Annotated in this window: 17 protein-coding genes; 4 read left to right on the top strand and 13 right to left on the bottom strand. The window is 61.4% G+C overall.

What is annotated here, in order from left to right:
* The 8 genes from fabF to ACYVIT_RS05995 all read right to left on the bottom strand — a co-directional run bounded on the left by fabF (position 1) and on the right by ACYVIT_RS05995 (position 6564).
* The gene (gene fabF / locus ACYVIT_RS06030; RefSeq protein ID WP_415808652.1) at positions 1–1230 is read right to left on the bottom strand and encodes a beta-ketoacyl-ACP synthase II; all 1230 of its coding nucleotides are present in this window, start codon (positions 1228–1230) and stop codon (positions 1–3) included.
* Between the two features lie 177 nt (positions 1231–1407).
* A complete protein-coding gene (gene acpP / locus ACYVIT_RS06025; protein ID WP_003813816.1) occupies positions 1408–1647 on the bottom strand; it encodes an acyl carrier protein in 240 nt (79 codons plus the stop codon).
* Between the two features lie 128 nt (positions 1648–1775).
* On the bottom strand, positions 1776–2528 hold the full coding sequence (fabG, locus tag ACYVIT_RS06020) for a 3-oxoacyl-ACP reductase FabG (RefSeq protein ID WP_415808653.1): 753 nt from the start codon (positions 2526–2528) through the stop codon (positions 1776–1778).
* Positions 2529–2570: 42 nt separating this feature from the next.
* Entirely contained in the window at positions 2571–3506 is a 936-nt protein-coding gene (gene fabD / locus ACYVIT_RS06015) for an ACP S-malonyltransferase (RefSeq protein WP_415808655.1), read from the bottom strand.
* Positions 3507–3611: 105 nt separating this feature from the next.
* Positions 3612–4598 carry a beta-ketoacyl-ACP synthase III gene (locus ACYVIT_RS06010; protein ID WP_415808656.1) on the bottom strand — a complete coding sequence of 329 codons (987 nt, stop codon included), beginning with the start codon at positions 4596–4598 and terminating at the stop codon, positions 3612–3614.
* Positions 4598–5662, bottom strand: a complete 1065-nt coding sequence (gene plsX / locus ACYVIT_RS06005) for a phosphate acyltransferase PlsX (protein WP_415808657.1) — start codon at positions 5660–5662, stop codon at positions 4598–4600. Before plsX ends, ACYVIT_RS06010 begins: the two co-directional genes overlap by 1 nt.
* Positions 5663–5711: 49 nt before the next feature.
* Complete coding sequence (rpmF, locus tag ACYVIT_RS06000) at positions 5712–5894, bottom strand: 50S ribosomal protein L32 (protein WP_094820226.1); 183 nt, start codon at positions 5892–5894, stop codon at positions 5712–5714.
* A gap of 52 nt (positions 5895–5946) precedes the next feature.
* On the bottom strand, positions 5947–6564 hold the full coding sequence (locus ACYVIT_RS05995) for a YceD family protein (protein WP_415808658.1): 618 nt from the start codon (positions 6562–6564) through the stop codon (positions 5947–5949).
* A gap of 166 nt (positions 6565–6730) precedes the next feature.
* On the opposite strand from ACYVIT_RS05995, the gene ACYVIT_RS05990 reads away from it, so the two are divergent.
* From ACYVIT_RS05990 to ACYVIT_RS05980, 3 genes are all read left to right on the top strand, one after another.
* A complete protein-coding gene (locus ACYVIT_RS05990) occupies positions 6731–7345 on the top strand; it encodes a Maf family nucleotide pyrophosphatase (RefSeq protein ID WP_415808659.1) in 615 nt (204 codons plus the stop codon).
* Positions 7342–8058, top strand: a complete 717-nt coding sequence (locus tag ACYVIT_RS05985; RefSeq protein ID WP_415808660.1) for an SAM-dependent methyltransferase — start codon at positions 7342–7344, stop codon at positions 8056–8058. Before ACYVIT_RS05990 ends, ACYVIT_RS05985 begins: the two co-directional genes overlap by 4 nt.
* Positions 8059–8189: 131 nt before the next feature.
* Positions 8190–8984, top strand: coding sequence for an N-acetylmuramoyl-L-alanine amidase (locus tag ACYVIT_RS05980; RefSeq protein ID WP_415808674.1), 795 nt, complete (start codon positions 8190–8192; stop codon positions 8982–8984).
* On the opposite strand, the gene msrQ is transcribed toward ACYVIT_RS05980, so the two are convergent.
* The 4 genes from msrQ to ACYVIT_RS05960 form a co-directional block, all read right to left on the bottom strand.
* The gene (msrQ, locus tag ACYVIT_RS05975) at positions 8964–9581 is read right to left on the bottom strand and encodes a protein-methionine-sulfoxide reductase heme-binding subunit MsrQ (RefSeq protein ID WP_415808675.1); all 618 of its coding nucleotides are present in this window, start codon (positions 9579–9581) and stop codon (positions 8964–8966) included. The genes ACYVIT_RS05980 and msrQ overlap by 21 nt on opposite strands.
* Positions 9582–9619: 38 nt before the next feature.
* On the bottom strand, positions 9620–10585 hold the full coding sequence (gene msrP / locus ACYVIT_RS05970) for a protein-methionine-sulfoxide reductase catalytic subunit MsrP (protein WP_415808661.1): 966 nt from the start codon (positions 10583–10585) through the stop codon (positions 9620–9622).
* 98 nt (positions 10586–10683) lie between these two features.
* On the bottom strand, positions 10684–11343 hold the full coding sequence (locus tag ACYVIT_RS05965; protein ID WP_415808662.1) for an HAD family hydrolase: 660 nt from the start codon (positions 11341–11343) through the stop codon (positions 10684–10686).
* Positions 11344–11345: 2 nt separating this feature from the next.
* The gene (locus ACYVIT_RS05960; protein ID WP_415808663.1) at positions 11346–12314 is read right to left on the bottom strand and encodes an RluA family pseudouridine synthase; all 969 of its coding nucleotides are present in this window, start codon (positions 12312–12314) and stop codon (positions 11346–11348) included.
* A gap of 541 nt (positions 12315–12855) precedes the next feature.
* On the opposite strand from ACYVIT_RS05960, the gene ACYVIT_RS05955 reads away from it, so the two are divergent.
* Positions 12856–16347 (top strand): Rne/Rng family ribonuclease, encoded by a 3492-nt coding sequence (locus ACYVIT_RS05955; RefSeq protein ID WP_415808664.1) that lies wholly within the window; start codon positions 12856–12858, stop codon positions 16345–16347.
* Positions 16348–16554: 207 nt separating this feature from the next.
* Here the strand turns inward: ACYVIT_RS05955 and ACYVIT_RS05950 are convergent, their stop codons facing one another.
* The gene (locus ACYVIT_RS05950) at positions 16555–17094 is read right to left on the bottom strand and encodes an acyloxyacyl hydrolase (protein WP_415808665.1); all 540 of its coding nucleotides are present in this window, start codon (positions 17092–17094) and stop codon (positions 16555–16557) included.
* Positions 17095–17179: the final 85 nt, after the last annotated feature.

Below are 17179 nucleotides of genomic sequence, written 5' to 3'. Positions count from 1 at the left end.
TTAAACCCGGCGAACGGCCATGGAGCCGTTGGTGCCGCCAAAACCAAAGGAATTGGAAAGCCCCACGTCGATCTTCATGTCCCGAGCCTCGTTGGCGCAGTAATCCAGGTCACACTCGGGATCCTGGTTGAAGATATTGATGGTGGGTGGCGATTTCTGGTGGTACACCGCAAGCGTGGTGAACACCGCCTCGATACCGCCGGCAGCCCCGAGCAGGTGACCCGTCATCGATTTAGTCGAATTCACCACCAGCTTTTTGGCGTGATCGCCAAAGGCCAGTTTCAACGCATCGGATTCGTTTTTGTCGCCCAACGGCGTCGAGGTGCCATGGGCGTTGACGTAATCCACCTCGTCGAGGTTGATGCCGCCATTACGCAAGGCGTTGACCACACCACGGCGGGGACCGTCCTTGTCGGGAGCGGTGATGTGATGCGCATCCGAGCTCATCCCATAGCCCGCGAACTCGCCGTAAATGCGAGCACCGCGTTTTTTGGCGTGCTCGTATTCCTCGAGGACCAGGACGCCAGCGCCCTCACCCAGCACGAAACCATCGCGGTCTCGGTCCCAGGGGCGCGATGCCGTCGTCGGATCGTCGTTACGGGTCGACAGGGCGCGCATGGCAGCAAAACCGCCGATACCCAGGGGCGATACGGTGGACTCGGCACCGCCCGCCAGCATGACGTCGGCATCGCCGTATTCGATCAGGCGCGCGGCATCACCGATGCAGTGCAAGCCCGTCGTACATGCGGACACCACAGCATAGCTCGGGCCTTTCATGCCGAATCGGATCGATAACTGGCCGGAAATCAGGTTGATCAGCGAGCCAGGCACGAAAAAGGGGGAAATACGTCGCGGACCTTTGGCGAGCAGTTCGGTCTGCGTTTCTTCGATACGGGGAAGACCGCCAATGCCGGACCCCACGATCACGCCAATGCGGTCAGCATTGGCTTCGGTAACGTCCAGCCCGCTGTCTTGCCAGGCTTGAATGCCCGCAGCCATACCGTAATGGATGAAGGTATCCATCTGGCGGGCTTCTTTGGCGGGCATGTACTGCGTGACGTCGAAATCCTTGACCTCACCGGCGATATGCGTGGTGATGGCAGAAGGATCGAAACGGGAGATGCGGCTGATGCCAGAACGTCCGTTGACGATATTGTCCCAGGCGCTGGAGATATCGTTGCCCACGGGCGAGATGATACCCAGGCCGGTAATGACGACTCGTCGCTTCACGGAGGACTCCTAAAAGACAAAAGAAAGGCGGCTTTCGGATGCGCCGTGCGAACGGCAGACAAGCAAGAATATCGTAACAATACTCTCGCATGCGAACCGCACGACACCTCTGAAACCGCCCCGACTCCCGATCGCTACCCCTGTATGGGATAACGCCGGGAACAATATAGGCTGCGCTTACTGCTTACCGTGCGAATTGATGTAATCAATCGCCTGCTGCACGGTGGTGATCTTTTCGGCCTCTTCGTCGGGGATCTCGGTCTCGAATTCGTCTTCGAGCGCCATGACCAGTTCAACCATATCGAGCGAATCGGCACCGAGGTCGTCAAGGAAGGAGGACTCGTTTTTGATCTCGGCTTCGTTAACGCCAAGTTGTTCAGCGACGATCTTCTTGACGCGCTGTTCGATGCTTTCCATGCAGATCTCCAAGTGGGAAAAATCCCGCGAATTATAGCCAAGCGTAGAGGAATGCAAACGCCTGGCCGTGATAAAAGTAACAGTACGCCGTGAGACGCACCCCAAAATCGCCCTTTTTCAGGCCGACTTTACATGTACATTCCGCCGTTTACGTGCAGCGTTGTTCCCGTAATGTAACCTGCCTGCGGTCCGGACAAAAAGGCCACGGCATGAGCAATGTCCGTCGGCGAGCCTAAACGGCCCAGCGGAATCTGCTGCAACAGTGCCGCCGTCTGGGTTTCGCCCAGAGCGCGAGTCATGTCAGTATCAATGAAACCGGGCGCCACGCAATTGACGGTCACGTTGCGGCTGCCGAGCTCGCGTGCCAATGCACGCGACATCCCTGCAACGCCGGCTTTGGCCGCCGCGTAGTTGGCCTGACCGGGGTTGCCGCTGGAGCCCACCACAGAGGTCACATTGATGATGCGGCCCCAACGGGCTTTCATCATGCCGCGCAATACGGCGCGGGACAGGCGAAACACCGAAGCCAGGTTGGTATCGATCACCGCAGACCATTCCTCGTCCTTCATCCGCATGGCGAGATTGTCGCGTGTAATGCCGGCGTTATTGACCAGGATGTGAGGGCCACCCTCGGGCGCCTTGCTCAAGGTGTCGATCAGCGCATCACAAGCCTGCGCGTCGGTAACGTCCAGCACGACACCGCGACCGCCCAGCGGCGCAAGCGCTTCGCCGATGGCCTGGGCGCCGGACTCGCTGGTGGCTGTGCCGACGACGATGGCGCCGCGCTGTGCGAGTTCTAAGGCAATGGCCTTGCCGATACCGCGTGTGGCACCCGTGACCAATGCCACTTTGCCCTGCAATTCTGCTGATTGTTTATCCATATCCGTTTCCGTAATGACTGGCGATCGGTACGCAGAACGGCCTCAGGCCTGTCCTAACGTCGCCAGAGCGGCCTCGAGAGAGGCCGGATCGGTGATCGAAAGCCCGATGAGCTCGCTGTCGATACGCTTGGTCAGCCCCGCCAGTACCTTGCCAGGGCCGCATTCGACGACGTGAGTGACGCCTTGTTCCTTCATGGCGCGCAAGGTTTCCACCCAGCGCACAGGATGCCATGCCTGGCGCACCAGCGCATCCCGGATGGCGTCCGGCTCGCCAGGCGCAGCAACATCCACGTTGTTGATGACGGGCACCTGAGGCGCCAATACGGAGGCTTGCGACAAAGCGCTGGCCAGCACCTCGGCAGCGGGCTTTAGCAAGCTGGAGTGAAATGGCGCCGATACAGGCAGCGGCAAGGCACGCTTGGCGCCTGCAGCCTTGGCAGCCTCGCAGGCGCGTTCGACGGCGGCCTTGTGGCCGGCGATCACGACCTGGGCAGGCGCATTGAAATTCACAGCTTCGACGATTTCGCCCTGGGCAGCCTGAGCACAAGCAGCACGCACCGCATCGTCATCCAAGCCCAGGATCGCGGCCATGCCTCCCGTGCCAACGGGCACAGCGGCTTGCATCGCATCGGCGCGCACACGCACCAGGCGCACGGCGTCCTCGAGAGTCAGCGCGCCGGCAGCCGTCAAGGCGGCGTATTCGCCCAGGCTATGGCCGGCCATCAGCGCCGGCAGCGGGCCGCCGGCAGCACGCCAGGCAGCGTATACGGCAACGCCTGCCGTCAACATGGCGGGCTGGGTGTTGATAGTCAGATTGAGCTGATCCGCAGGACCTTGTGCAATCAAGGCGCCGAGATCCTGGTCGAGTGCCTGACCCGCACGGGCAATGACATCGGCCACAGCAGCGTTACCGGCCCAGACATCGAGCATGCCGACCGACTGCGAACCCTGGCCAGGAAACACAAACGCGATTTTCATGATGGAAGTATCAACAGATTTCAGATTTGGGAGAATACCCGACATCGGGCGACCGCTGAGGTTGCCACCGCCCTCGTGGCGCAGGCAACACATGGACGTGCCGCACTACATGCGCGCCAGCACCGAGCCCCAGGTAAAACCGCCTCCCACGCCCTGCATCAACACCAGTTGCCCCGGCTTGACTCGCCCGTCACGGCGCGCGGCATCCAGCGCCAAAGGAACGCTGGCGGCAGAGGTATTGGCATGGGAATCGACCGTAATGACGACCTTTTCAGTCGGAACGTGCAATTTACGGGCCAGGAAATTCAAAATACGGACGTTGGCCTGATGAGGGATGAGCCAGTCGACATCTGACACGCCCACGCCTGCCTCTGCACATACGTCTCGCGCGGAGCGATCGAGTACCGTCACGGCCTGCTTGAACACAGCCTGGCCATCCATGCGCAGGAACGGATCGCCCACGACGCTGCCATAGGCGACGTTGCCCGCGGCGCACAGGATTTTGGTTTGAGAGCCATCGGCATGCAACTGAGCAGCCAGGATGCCCGGCTGATCCGAGGCCTTGAGAACCACCGCCCCCGCCCCATCACCGAACAACACGCAGGTGCTGCGGTCGTTCCAATCGAGAATGCTGGAAAACACCTCGGCGCCAATCACGAGCGCGCAACGCGCCCGGCCAGCCCGCACAAACGCATCCGCCGTGCTGAGCGCATAGACGAACCCGCTGCAAACGGCCTGCACATCAAATGCAGCCCCGCCTTTGGTGCCCAGATTGGCTTGAACCAGACAGGCGGTGCTGGGAAAGACGAAGTCCGGTGTCGAGGTCGCGACGATGATCAGATCGACATCCGCCGCCTGAACACCTGCATCTACCAATGCACGCTTGGCGGCCTCGGTCGCCAGGTGGCTGGTAGTCACACCACGCTCGGCCAAGTGACGTTGGCGTATCCCCGTCCGCTCAACGATCCATTCGTCGGACGTGGCAATATTACGCGTAGCCAGCTCGGCAGCCAGCTCGTCGTTGGACACGACCCGCTCGGGCAGAAAACTGCCAGAGCCCGCGATCACGGCATATGTCATTGCATTACCCATCAAACGGTATCTCCGGCCGTTTCGGACGCGCCGGAGGCTGCTTCGCCCATCTGGACGCGCTGAGTGATCAGCGCCACGGTCTGGGCGGTACGTTCTTGCAGTTTACTCACTACCGCCTCGCGCGCACGCTGCAAGGCGAACCCGTACGCATATACGTCAGCCGAGCCGTGGCTTTTGATCACCACACCACGCAGGCCCAACAAAGCAGCACCGTTGTAGCGGCGATTGTCGACGCGGCCGCGCAGGCGGTTGAGTACGGGCTTGGCGATGGCTCCGGCCAGCAGCGTGACCAAATTGCGCTTGAATTCCTCGCGGATCACGCTGGAGAGCATTTTTGCCAGCCCTTCGACGGACTTGAGGACGACATTACCAACGAAACCGTCGCAAACCACTACATCGACGGTGCCCTTGAAAATATCGTTGCCTTCGACGTTTCCGTAGAAATTCAGCGGACTGCGGCGCAAGAGCTCTGCAGCCTCTTTGACGACCTCATTGCCCTTGATGACTTCTTCGCCGATATTCAGCAAACCCACCGACGGATTGTCTCGATGATCGACAGCCTGGGTCAACGCCGCACCCATGATGGCAAACTGCAACAGGTGTTGCGCCGAGCAATCGACGTTGGCCCCCAGATCGAGCACGGTCGTTGCCCGGCCGGTCTGGTTGGGAATGGACGTGGCGATCGCTGGACGATCGATGCCATCCAGGGTCTTCAGCACATAGCGGGAGATCGCCATCCACGCGCCGGTATTGCCTGCGGACACGCAAGCGTCGGCACGCCCGTCCTTGACGGCTTGAGCCGCCAGGCGCATGGACGAATCTTTTTTACGACGTAAAGCGACCTCGACCGGATCGTCCATCGTGACAACCTCGGTCGCGGGGACGATTTCCAGACGATCACGCGGGGCGGTCTTGTGTTCGTTCAAGGCCGCTTCGATAGCGTCAGGCAGCCCGACCAGCAATAGCTTGGAATCGGGGAACTGCCGGGCGAACTCGATCGCGGCCGGAATCGTAACGGGCAGACCGAAGTCGCCGCCCATGCAGTCAATGGCGATACGTATCACAGGTGCAGTACAGCTGCTGCCGTGAGTGCGAAAGCGCTTTTACAGCGGCTTATTCGTCAGCCTTGGTCTTGAGGACCTTGCGGCCACGATAAAAGCCGTTGGGGCTGATGTGGTGACGCAGATGGTTTTCGCCAGTGGTGGGCTCGATCGCGGTCGGCGGGTTGACCAGAAAATCGTGCGAGCGATGCATGCCACGCTTGGACGGGGACTTTTTGTTTTGTTGAACAGCCATGATGACTCCTAGAAACGGGGCGCATTGTACGCGATGCACGCCCGATGTTGACCTAATCTTTACGCTTTAATTGTTCGAGCACCGCGAACGGCGACGGACGCTGGGTGGCGGGCGCCTGCTGCGCGTCGCCGTCTTTGGCCTGTGCGCCCGGGCATACAGGATGCTTGGGCACATATGGAATACTCAAAATGAGCTCGTCTTCGACCTGGGCCAACAGATCAAAACGATGCGAACCCACGACCTTTTCGGGTAGCGAATCTGCAACATCCGGGTCTTGCGCATCAAAGGACAGATCGTCGTCGAGCTCGTCCTCGGACTTGACCAACTGCAATACTGCCTGGGAATCCACTGCAAAAGCAAACGGGGCATTGCACCGCTGACAAATCAGCACAGGATGCGCCTGCACACGCAAGCGCAGGAGCGGCTGACCGGACGCAAAGCTCGTTCCAATCACACCCTTGCCGATTTCGCCCTGGACCGACCAGCGGACCAATCCCGCCTCGCCACTGGGCTGCTCGGGTAACCCCTCGACAGCCCGGGCCAAGCGTACCAGTGGTATCTCGCCCTGAACAAAATCGCCTTGCCTGGCCAGCGCAAACGCGTCGATCACAGTATCCGCCGACACGGACGCGCGCGGCGATGCCGCCCCTGCCCGTTGATTGTCACTCATGCGAACTCCGTAACCCTGTCGTTTTAGCTGTGCTGCACGCATCGCAAAACATATTCTCGCGACCGCAAGCGCAGACATCCCTCAGCGCCCAAAACCGAGGCGCCGTGCAAAAATCCCGCAAAACGTTAGATAATACCGTGACTTACGCCTAACCGTCAAACAACGCATGCCCATTTCCACACCTCGCCTGATCCTGGCTTCGAGCTCGCCATACCGCCGTGAACTGCTGTCCCGGTTGCGCCTGCCCTTTGAGGCAATTTCCCCAAATGTGGACGAAACGCCCCACGAGAACGAGTCCCCTGCGGCACTGGCGCTGCGCCTATCCGTCGACAAGGCCATGGCCATAGCGGCCCAACGACCGGGCTGCATCATCATCGGCTCTGATCAGGTCGCCACCATCGATGGCAATCCGATCGGAAAACCAGGTGATTTTAGCCGCGCGCAGGCCCAACTGCGGATGCTGGCCGGGCAAACGGTAGAGTTCCATAGCGCGCTGGCGGTCACCGATGGCCAACACGTGGAAAAAGCCGATGTCGTCACGCAATGCCGATTCCGCCCGCTTTCGGATGCGGCCATCGACGCTTACCTGCGCGCCGAAGCTCCCTTTGATACGGCAGGCAGCGCCAAAGCGGAAAGCCTGGGCATTGCATTGATGGAATATATCCGCAGCGATGACCCTACCGCCATCATCGGCCTGCCGCTGATCACGCTGACCGGCATGCTGACCACGTTTGGCTTGGACCCACTGACGCATGCGCAGCCCGAGGGACAAGCAGCATGAGCGGCACGCTACACCTCATCCCCGTGGGTCTGGGACCTGCGCAACCCGAGCGCTGGTTACCGGCGGATGCCCGTGCCCTGGCAGGCAGCTTGGACACCTATATCGCCGAAAACGCAAAAACCGCGCGGGCATTTCTCAAACAGATCGGCACGGCGCGCCCGCTGCAGGAAATCACCATCCACACGCTCAGCCCCAAAACGGATGTGGGCCAGATACAAGAGTGGCTGGCCCCCGTGCACAAGGGGCAGGACATCGGCCTCGTATCCGAGGCCGGCTGCCCTGCCGTCGCCGACCCCGGCGCCACGGTTGTCGCCGCGGCGCATCGGCTCGGCATTCATGTCCGTCCCTGGGTCGGACCCTCGTCGATTTTGCTGGGATTAATGGCGAGCGGCCTGGATGGACAGCGCTTTGCATTCCATGGCTACGCTCCTGTCGACCCGGGCGAACGCGCCAAGCAATTGAAAGCCTGGGAGCAGCACTCCGCCCGCCACCACCAGACCCAACTGTTGATCGAAACCCCCTATCGCAACGCCGCCATGTTCGCGACCCTGCTCTCGGCACTGCGCGGCGACACGCGGCTATGCGTCGCCCGATCCCTCACGACAGACGACGAATGGGTACGCACCTACAGCATCGCCGAATGGAAAAAACAGCTCGCGCCGGAACTGGACAAACAGCCGACCTTATTCCTGTATCTCGCTCCGCGCGCGTAAACTCGTCCTAGCCGACGACCGACGGCCCTTGCCACCTGCAATCATCGCCGCTTGCTCAACGCACGTAAGTCCGCCCTATGCCGATACCCCCAAGTTCCCGCTTCGCGCACCCTCGACGCCATCTGGGGCTGATGTGGGCGGGTGCGGTACTCGCCCTGGCGGGCTGCGTGGGGCCCCAGCCCGTGTCTACCCGCCTGGATGTCGATGATTCGATCAAAGCCGTCAGTCACGACAGCCGGGTGCGGTATATCGTGCTGCACTACACCTCGACGGACACAGAGAACTCGCTGAGGCTGTTGGCACAGGGCCAAGTCAGTACCCACTACCTGATCACGGATGACGCACGCCCCCGCATCTACCGCCTGGTCGACGAAACCCAGAGCGCCTGGCACGCGGGAGAAAGCCGGTGGTACAACCAGGTGTCGCTGAACCCCGTATCCATCGGCATCGAACTGGTCAATATCGGCCGTACCGACCTGGCACACGGCCAGACCCGCTGGGCGCCCTATTCCGAACACCAGATCCAGACCCTGATTCTGCTGTTAAAAGATCTGACTAAACGGTACGGCATCCGTGCGGAAAACGTGGTGGGACACAGTGATATCGCCCCTCAGCGCAAAACCGACCCAGGCCCGTTATTTCCCTGGAAGCAGCTCGCCGAAGCCGGCATCGGGCGCTGGTACAACGAAGCGCAGGCCGCCACGAACTGGGTCACCCTGCAACGCCAAGGCACACCCGACGTTGCCTGGTTCCAGGAACGGCTGGCCAAGTTGGGTTACGCGTGCCCCCAGCACGGCCGACTCGATCGCGAAACCCAGAACGTGCTGTCAGCCTTTCAGATGCACTATCGCCCCAGCAACTACGACGGCAAACCCGACGCGGAAACAGGGGCCATCATCATGGCGCTACTTGAGCCGCAGCACTAGACGCCAGCCCAGCAACACGGCCAGGATTGCGCCATAAATCAGGGGTTGCTCAAAATCATTCTTGCCGGACTTATGCCACCACAGGTGCACAACGGCCAGGATACCTATCAGATACACCAGTCGATGCAGCATTTGCCATCGCCGCCCCAACTTGCGGATGGCCCACTGCGTCGAGGTGAGCGCCAATGCGGTCATGCACACGAAAGCCGCAAAGCCGACGGTGATGAAAGGCCGCTCCCATACGTCTTGCAGCATGGCTCCGACATCCAGACCACGATCCCACCACACCCAGGCGACGAAATGCAATGCGCCATAGAAAAAGGCAAACAGCCCACAGGGCCGGCGCAAGCGCACCAGCGCCGGCTGCCTGAGCAAGCGGCGCAAAGGCGTGATCGACAGCGTGACCAACAGACACACTAGCGCCCACGTGCCAGACGAACGTGTCAAAAACTCGATCGGATTGGCGGTCAGGCCATCGTTGAACCCGAGCCAGAACCAGCGTGCCAATGGCAACAAGCCCGCGACAAATAAGAGCGGCTTGAATCGCGCCACCGCTGCCGCGGACCATTGCGCCCGACGCGCAGCAGGCTCAGCCATAGACGCAGTGGCTTTAGTCATAGACACCTATTTTGCCGTCAATAGTTCGCCGTCAAATCCATCCCCTGATACAGCGAGGCGACCTGATCGGCATACCCGTTAAATAACAGCGTCTTGCGCTTGGGCGTGAAAAAACCGCCCTCGCCGATCCGCCGCTCCGTCGCCTGGCTCCAGCGAGGATGAGGCACGTCGGGATTCACGTTGGCATAAAAGCCATATTCATTGGCAGCCGCCTGCATCCACGAACTCGTCGGCTGACGTTCGACCAGACGAATACGCACAATCGATTTAGCCGACTTGAAGCCATATTTCCAGGGCACCGCCAGGCGCATTGGCGCACCGTTTTGATTCGGCAGGACCTTTCCGTATAAACCAAAGACCAGTAACGCCAACGGATGCATGGCCTCGTCCAACCTCAGCGCTTCGACATAGGGCCATTCGAGCACGGGATACCGCAATCCGGGCATATTTTCCCGCTGCTCGACCGTGGTGAACTCCACATATTTGGCGTTACCTGTGGGCTCGACCTGCTTGAGCAAGGTCGATAGCGAATACCCCACCCACGGGATGACCATGGACCATCCCTCGACACAGCGCAGGCGATAGACCCGGTCCTCGAGAGGAGCCAGTTTCAGCAGGGTGTCGATATCAAAGGTTTGAGGACGCAGCACCTCGCCCTCGACCGAGACCGTCCAGGGACGGGTCTGCAGCTTGTCCGCGTATTTTGCCGGCTCGCCTTTGTCGACCCCGAACTCGTAGTAGTTGTTGTACGTGGTGACGTCTTTCCATTCGGTCGGCTTGTCCATGACCGAATAGGCGGGACTTGGCCGGCCGGGCAATTCGGCGCCGCTCTGGGCAAACGCACTGCGCGACGCCCAAGCCGGCAAGCCCGCGGCCGCTGCGGCCATGGCAGCGCGCGCCATCCATTCGCGACGCGACTGCCAAACCGCCTCGGGCGTGATTTCGGACGATGCGGGCTCGTGACGGGGCTTACGTATCAGCATGACCAGATCTCCTGGCGTCGTTCCAGTCGACGCGAAAGATGACAACAGACTAACCACCACTGCAAGCAAACGGCGCCAGGATGCGCATCAGACCCCGATCAAGCCCCGACGCGAGACAATAGCCACTCTCGCAAGGCAGGCACAGTATCGACTACAGCCTGGGGCGTACACCCCAGCAATTCTTGTGGGCTATGAGCACCATAGGCGACCCCCAGACCATGCACGCCGGCATTAGCCGCCATATTCAAGTCATGCGAGGTGTCGCCCACCATGATCACGCGTTCGGGTTCGACATCCAATTCCTGCATGAGTTCATGCAACATGGCGGGATGCGGCTTGCTGAACGTTTCGTCGGCCGTGCGCGTAGCATCAAAGATATCGCGCAAGCCAGTGGCGGCCAACACACGATTGAGCCCGACGCGGCTTTTTCCGGTCGCGACTGCCAAGCGGATTTTCTGGCCGGCCAGTTCGCCCAGCAGAGGCTCTATTCCCTCGAACAACTGCAAATCGGGGTCACGCAATAAATAGTGAATGCGATAACGCTCGAGGAACCGCGGCAACATGGCCTGAGTCAACTCGGGCACCGCACGACGCAAGGCGCTCTCCAGCGACAAGCCAATCACCCAACTGGCCTCCGAGGCGGACGGCACGGGCAGATCCAGATCGCGGCACGCGCCCTGAATGGCGGAAACAATGCCGTTGGTGGAGTCCATCAAGGTTCCGTCCCAATCGAACACCACCAGCGAATACGACGACATGGTTATTGATTCTCCAACTGCTGCAACAGCTTACGGCAGGCCGGCGGCAACTCAGCCGTCAACCTGAGGATCTCGCCGGTCAAGGGATGCGGCAAGGTCAATTGATGGGCATGCAGAAACATGCGATTAAAGCCCTGACGGGCAAATTGTGCCCTCGTCTCATCCACCCCGTATTTCTCGTCGCCAATGATCGGGAAACCGCTGGCCGCCAAATGCACACGGATTTGATGCGTACGCCCACTGCGCAGTTCCGCGTCGACCAGACTGTAACGGCCGAAGCGTTGCCGTAGCGTGACGATGGTATGAGCCGATTGTCCGTCCGGATCGGGGCGCACGCGGCGCTCGCCGGACTGGGTGGTCCATTTGGTCAGCGCCAGCCGAATATGCTGGCGATCATTGACCCAGTCACCTTCGACCAGCGCGAGGTAATGTTTGTCGCCTTTGCCTTCGCGCAGCATGGCGTGCAACGCCAATAGCGCGCTGCGCTTCTTGGCCACCATCAGCAAGCCCGAGGTCTCACGGTCCAGGCGATGCACCAATTCCAGGAAACGGGCCTCAGGCCGCGCCGCCCGCAATTGCTCGATGACACCGAATGAGACGCCGCTGCCCCCATGGACCGCCACCCCGGCAGGCTTGTCGATGACGAGCAAAGCATCGTCCTCGAATACGATGGGAAATTCGCTCCCGGGTACTGGCCTGGCCTCACCCGCCGCCGGCAACCGCAGCGGTGGCACGCGGACCACATCTCCAGCTACGACACGGTAGTCTGCCTGAATACGTCCCTTATTTACTCGTACCTCTCCGCCACGGATCGCCTTGTAGATATGGCTTTTGGGCACGCCCTTGCACAGGCGAAGCAGAAAATTATCGATACGCTGGCCGTCGTGTTCCGCGTCCACCTCGACGAGGCGGACAACGGGTGCAGACGAGGTCGAGACAGGGGTTTCTTTGCGCATTACGGAAAGCGACATATAATCGGGACAGCCTTGAGGGGCTGAACATCGGGGGCTGAACAACGGGGCTGAACAAGCCGCCCGGCGTAGAGATGCAACAACGCGTCTCCGTCGAGCGCGCGGGCCGTCATTGTACCGCTGCCTGCTGGTTCAGCTCCGGGGCCTCTCGGTCGCCGGCGCAACCGCGCTCTGCCGGACGGTGGTGTGGCACTTTTTGCCCGCCGTCCTGGCTGAGTCGTTGCATGCCGCAAGCGGCTCTGAAGCACTGCAAGAATCATCGCGTAATTTAAAGCACCAGGTGCGCGCAGGCTGATCGTTCGCCGCATCTGTTCGTTCACAGCAACCCTTTCCGTCAACCACTTAGTGAAACTGACTCCCCTGCTGACAGAACCACGTGCCCTCTGGCACGATGTGCCCGCCTGACCGGCGGCGGCCTTGCCTGGGCGCAGCCCGGCGGCCGTTTGACGCTTGATTTTCTTGCCCTGCTTCAGTCCGCAGCCCGAGTGGCCCGGGGTCACGCGCCGATATCGGCGCGTCATGACAACGGAGAACACCACTCATGAAGCGCATGCTGTTCAATGCAACGCACCAGGAAGAACTGCGCGTTGCCATCGTCGATGGGCAAAAACTCATCGACCTCGACATCGAAACCGCCGGCCGCGAACAGCGCAAAGGCAACATTTATAAAGGCGTCATCACCCGCATCGAGCCCGGCCTGGAGGCTTGCTTCGTCAACTACGGCGAAGACCGCCACGGCTTTTTGCCCTTCAAGGAAGTCGCCCGCAGTTACTTCAAAGAAGGCGTCGACGTCCGCAGCGCCCGCATCCAGGACGCCCTGCGCGAAGGCCAGGAACTGATCGTCCAGGTCGAAAAAGAAGAACGCGGCAACAAGGGCGCCGCCCTGACCACATTCATCTCGCTAGCCGGCCGCTATCTGGTCCTGATGCCCAACAACCCGCGTGGCGGCGGCGTCTCGCGCCGCGTCGAAGGCGAAGACCGCCAGGAACTGCGCGATACGATGGAGCAACTGCAAGTGCCGCAAGGCATGAGCATCATCGCCCGCACCGCCGGTATCGGCCGCAATGTCGACGAGCTGCAATGGGACCTGTCCTATTTGATGCAGCTCTGGACGGCCATTGATTCGGCCGCTCGCGACAATGCCGCCCCCATTCTGATTTATCTCGAGTCCAGCCTGGTCATCCGGGCCATCCGCGACTATTTTTCGCCCGAAATCGGCGAAATCCTGATCGATACCGACGAGATCGCCGACCAGGCTACCGCCTTTATGAGCGTGGTGATGCCGGACAACGTCCAGCGCGTCAAACGCTACCGCGACGACATTCCGCTGTTCTCGCGTTTCCAGATCGAACACCAGATCGAAACCGCCTACTCGCGTACCGTGCAATTGCCCTCGGGCGGCGCCGTCGTGATCGACCACACCGAGGCCTTGGTCGCGGTGGACGTGAACTCGGCGCGCTCGACCCGTGGCGCGGATATCGAAGAAACCGCCCTGCGCACCAATGTCGAGGCTGCCGACGAAGTCGCCCGCCAGTTGCGCCTGCGTGACCTGGGTGGCCTGATCGTCATCGACTTTATCGATATGGAGGACAGCAAAAACCAGCGCGCCGTCGAACAGCGCCTGCGTGATGCCCTGCATTTCGACCGTGCCCGCGTGCAAATGGGCAAGATCTCCCGTTTTGGCTTGATGGAACTGTCGCGCCAGCGACTGCGTCCCGCCCTGAACGAAGGCTCGCACATCACTTGCCCGCGCTGCAACGGCACCGGCGTGATCCGCGACGCAGAATCCAGCGCCCTGCATGTGCTGCGCCTGCTGCAAGAAGAAGCAATGAAGGAAAACACCGCGGCGGTCCACGCCCAGGTGCCGGTTGACGTGGCCACCTTCCTGCTCAACGAAAAGCGTTCCGACATCACCAAGATGGAGGCCCGCCTCAAGGTCAATCTGGTGCTGATCCCCAACAAGCACCTGGAAACCCCGCACCATCATATCGAGCGCCTGCGTCACGACGATCCGCGCCTCGAAGAGCTCAAAACCAGCTTCGACCTGGCCGAGGCTCCGTCGACCGACATGACCTGGGCTCCGAAAGACCAAGAAATCAAGGCGCGCCCCGAAGCCTTGGTCAAGGGCATCACCCCTTCGCAACCCGCTCCCGTATCGACGCCCGCCGCGGCGCCTGCTGCGGCATCGTCCGGCTTCAGTCTGGGCAATCTGTTCAAACGCCTGTTCGGCTGGCTGAGCGGCAGCTCGACCCCGGCCCCGACCGAAACCAAAGACGAACCGAAGCGTGGCAACCAGGCTCGCGGCAAGCGCGGCCAGGACGGCCAGGAACGCCGTGGCGACCGCCAGGGCTCGGATCGCAACCGCCAGCGCCGTAACAACGACGCTCGTCAAGCCTCGGATGCCGGCGAGACGTCCGAAGGTGCAGCTCGTCATCACGTGCGCGGCAATCGCCGTCATGACGACCGTGCAGACCGCCCGGCCCGTGCCGAGCGCGACAATGCGCGCGTAGAGGCCGAGTCCACGGCACGCGCAGAACGCGCCGATCGCGACAACGCCCGTCAAGATCGCGCTCAAGGCTCTGACGTCTCGGCAGACGAGGCACCGCGCGGCAATCGCAATCGCCGCGGCCGTGGTCGCAATCGTCGCGACGACAGCAACCAGCAAGACGTCTCCTTGAACGATCAGGACAACGCACTGACAGCCGGCGCAGCCGTTGCGACAGCTGCCGTCGCTGCTGGGACTGACCAAGCCGTTGCCGCCAACACGCAACGCGTAGCCGACGCAGCGCAAGCGCCGAAGGTAACCGTCTCCGAAAATGCAACGGACGCCGCCGTCACGGACAGCCAAGGGATCGAAGCCGCCACCGAAGGTAGCGATACCGAAGGCACCGGCGATCCGGAACGCAAGCGCCGCCGCCGCCGCAGCCGTCGTGGCCGCCGCAGCCAAGAAGATCAGGCCCTGCAGAGTGCCGACGATCAAGGTAACGACCAAGCCGATGCTGTTGAATCCTCGGACGCACTGGCTACGCAGGCCTCGTCTGCGGCTGACGCCGCCACAGCAGCAGCCGACGCCGCTCAGGCCGCGACTGCAGCACAAGACATACCGTCCGCCGTTCAACCGGCTTCGCAAGCTACGACGCCGTCGGAATCCGCCGTACAGCCGCTGACCGCAGCGACAGCAGCAGCGGCTGCGGCAACGGCAGCAGCCGCTGCAACGACCGCGGCAGCCGCCGCTGCCGTGCGCAACGCCGCCGCTGCCGAAACGGCCAAACCCGTTGACACCCTCTCCGCGGCGACGACTGAGCAACCGGCGACGACCGAACCTGCCGCGGCGAACGTAGCACCGGCTCAACCCGCAGCAGGCGAAGCCCCGGTCATCGCAGCAGCAGACCAGGCCGGAACGACCGAAGCACCCGTCCAAACGGCGGCGATCAAGGCGGAGCCCGCTACCGCCACGCCATCGACTGAGGCCGACACGACCACACCGGTGACCACTGCTCCTGTGGCAAGCGTATCAACAGCGACCGAAGCTGTGGCCTCCGCGCCTTCGGCACCGGCCCCTGTCCACGAGCCTGCGAGCCCTGAGGCTGCTCCCACTGCGTCCGAGCCTGTCGCCCCGGTGGCGGTCCCGGCCGGCCTCGCGGATGCGACAGCAACAGAGGCTCTAGCCAGTGCCGCTGCGCCCCAGGCCCCGGCAGCCACCTCGGTAGCCGCAGCGAGCGAAGCCGCTGCAACGCCCGCTCCGGCGGCCGCTGCGCCCGTCGCTCAAGCCCCTGCTACGGCCGCTGCCGCAGCGTCTGCGGCTTCGCAACCCATCGTCGTACCGGCAGCACCGGCCACGTCGAACCAGTCCTTGCACGACGTCGTGCACGCGGCGGGTCTGAAATGGGTAGAAACCGATCCGGAACGCCATGCGCAGACGCAGCAACGTATCGCTGCCGGCCATGTCCCAGCCCGTCTGGGCCGCGAACGCAAGCCGGTCGCCCCGGCCTCGAACGCCCCCTTGGTGCAAGTGGAAACGCAGCGCCAATAAACCAGCGTCACGCGAGCCCCAAAAACGCCGGCAGCAATGCCGGCGTTTTTTTATTGCTGACCACCTCCGCTCATTCAGAGACGGCGCAAAAAACAAAACCCCGGCCGAAGCCGGGGTTGCGCGTTATCAGGTCCGCTGCGACATAGCCCGCACAGACGGCGGCAAGCGCATTGAACAAGGCAGGGAACTACCCTGCTTCACCAAACATCAGAACTGATACGTGTACGTCAACTGCAAGATATCCAGACCCGGGTTCGGGCGTTTGATGCTGGCATTGGAAAAATGCGAATAACGCAGACCCAAGCGGTTGTTCGGCGTGACCAAGAAGCCCAAACCGAGGTGATCGCCAAATTGGTATGCCGTACTGATATTCTCGTCTGCAAACCTGGTGTGCGTGAATAATGTCGCGCCGATACCCGCCTCGACATAGAAACGATCGCTCATCCACCAGCGGAACATCGGAATCGCATTGAACTGCCAGACGTGGCTCGGATCACGCGAACCATTGGCAGACCAATAGGCCGCACCGAACTCGCCGTTCAGGTCAATATGACCCCAATTACCGCCAAATCGATACAACTCGAGGGAGGGGGTTTCGTACACCAACTCGGCGCGCGAATAATGGTCGCCCACGCCATAATGCAGGCCAATGCCGCCCTGGCTTTGAGCCTGGGCCGAGCACGCCAGGCCAGCCAACGACAAGGCAGCCGCAGCTGCCAGCATGTTTTTATTATTGAAACTCAGCATGAAAGCTCCTGAATGGGGTGCGCCATTAAGTTATCAGAAATTCGGCAATTGTCTGCAACCTATGTATGACCCAGACAACAGTTCT

The organism is Bordetella muralis (assembly GCF_054781015.1).
The sequence above is the reverse complement of the archived record's forward strand: the minus strand, read 5'-3'. Positions and strand labels throughout refer to the sequence as shown.

What these genes read in the sequence shown, in the direction of transcription:
- acpP (WP_003813816.1), bottom strand. Translation starts at nt 1,647, where the DNA reads ATGGAAAGCATCGAACAGCGCGTCAAGAAGATCGTCGCTGAACAACTT.
- fabG (WP_415808653.1), bottom strand. Translation starts at nt 2,528, where the DNA reads ATGGATAAACAATCAGCAGAATTGCAGGGCAAAGTGGCATTGGTCACG.
- fabD (WP_415808655.1), bottom strand. Translation starts at nt 3,506, where the DNA reads ATGAAAATCGCGTTTGTGTTTCCTGGCCAGGGTTCGCAGTCGGTCGGC.
- ACYVIT_RS06010 (WP_415808656.1), bottom strand. Translation starts at nt 4,598, where the DNA reads ATGGGTAATGCAATGACATATGCCGTGATCGCGGGCTCTGGCAGTTTT.
- rpmF (WP_094820226.1), bottom strand. Translation starts at nt 5,894, where the DNA reads ATGGCTGTTCAACAAAACAAAAAGTCCCCGTCCAAGCGTGGCATGCAT.
- ACYVIT_RS05995 (WP_415808658.1), bottom strand. Translation starts at nt 6,564, where the DNA reads ATGAGTGACAATCAACGGGCAGGGGCGGCATCGCCGCGCGCGTCCGTG.
- ACYVIT_RS05990 (WP_415808659.1), top strand. Translation starts at nt 6,731, where the DNA reads ATGCCCATTTCCACACCTCGCCTGATCCTGGCTTCGAGCTCGCCATAC.
- ACYVIT_RS05985 (WP_415808660.1), top strand. Translation starts at nt 7,342, where the DNA reads ATGAGCGGCACGCTACACCTCATCCCCGTGGGTCTGGGACCTGCGCAA.
- ACYVIT_RS05980 (WP_415808674.1), top strand. Translation starts at nt 8,190, where the DNA reads ATGTGGGCGGGTGCGGTACTCGCCCTGGCGGGCTGCGTGGGGCCCCAG.
- msrQ (WP_415808675.1), bottom strand. Translation starts at nt 9,581, where the DNA reads ATGGCTGAGCCTGCTGCGCGTCGGGCGCAATGGTCCGCGGCAGCGGTG.
- msrP (WP_415808661.1), bottom strand. Translation starts at nt 10,585, where the DNA reads ATGCTGATACGTAAGCCCCGTCACGAGCCCGCATCGTCCGAAATCACG.
- ACYVIT_RS05965 (WP_415808662.1), bottom strand. Translation starts at nt 11,343, where the DNA reads ATGTCGTCGTATTCGCTGGTGGTGTTCGATTGGGACGGAACCTTGATG.
- ACYVIT_RS05960 (WP_415808663.1), bottom strand. Translation starts at nt 12,314, where the DNA reads ATGTCGCTTTCCGTAATGCGCAAAGAAACCCCTGTCTCGACCTCGTCT.
- ACYVIT_RS05955 (WP_415808664.1), top strand. Translation starts at nt 12,856, where the DNA reads ATGAAGCGCATGCTGTTCAATGCAACGCACCAGGAAGAACTGCGCGTT.
- ACYVIT_RS05950 (WP_415808665.1), bottom strand. Translation starts at nt 17,094, where the DNA reads ATGCTGAGTTTCAATAATAAAAACATGCTGGCAGCTGCGGCTGCCTTG.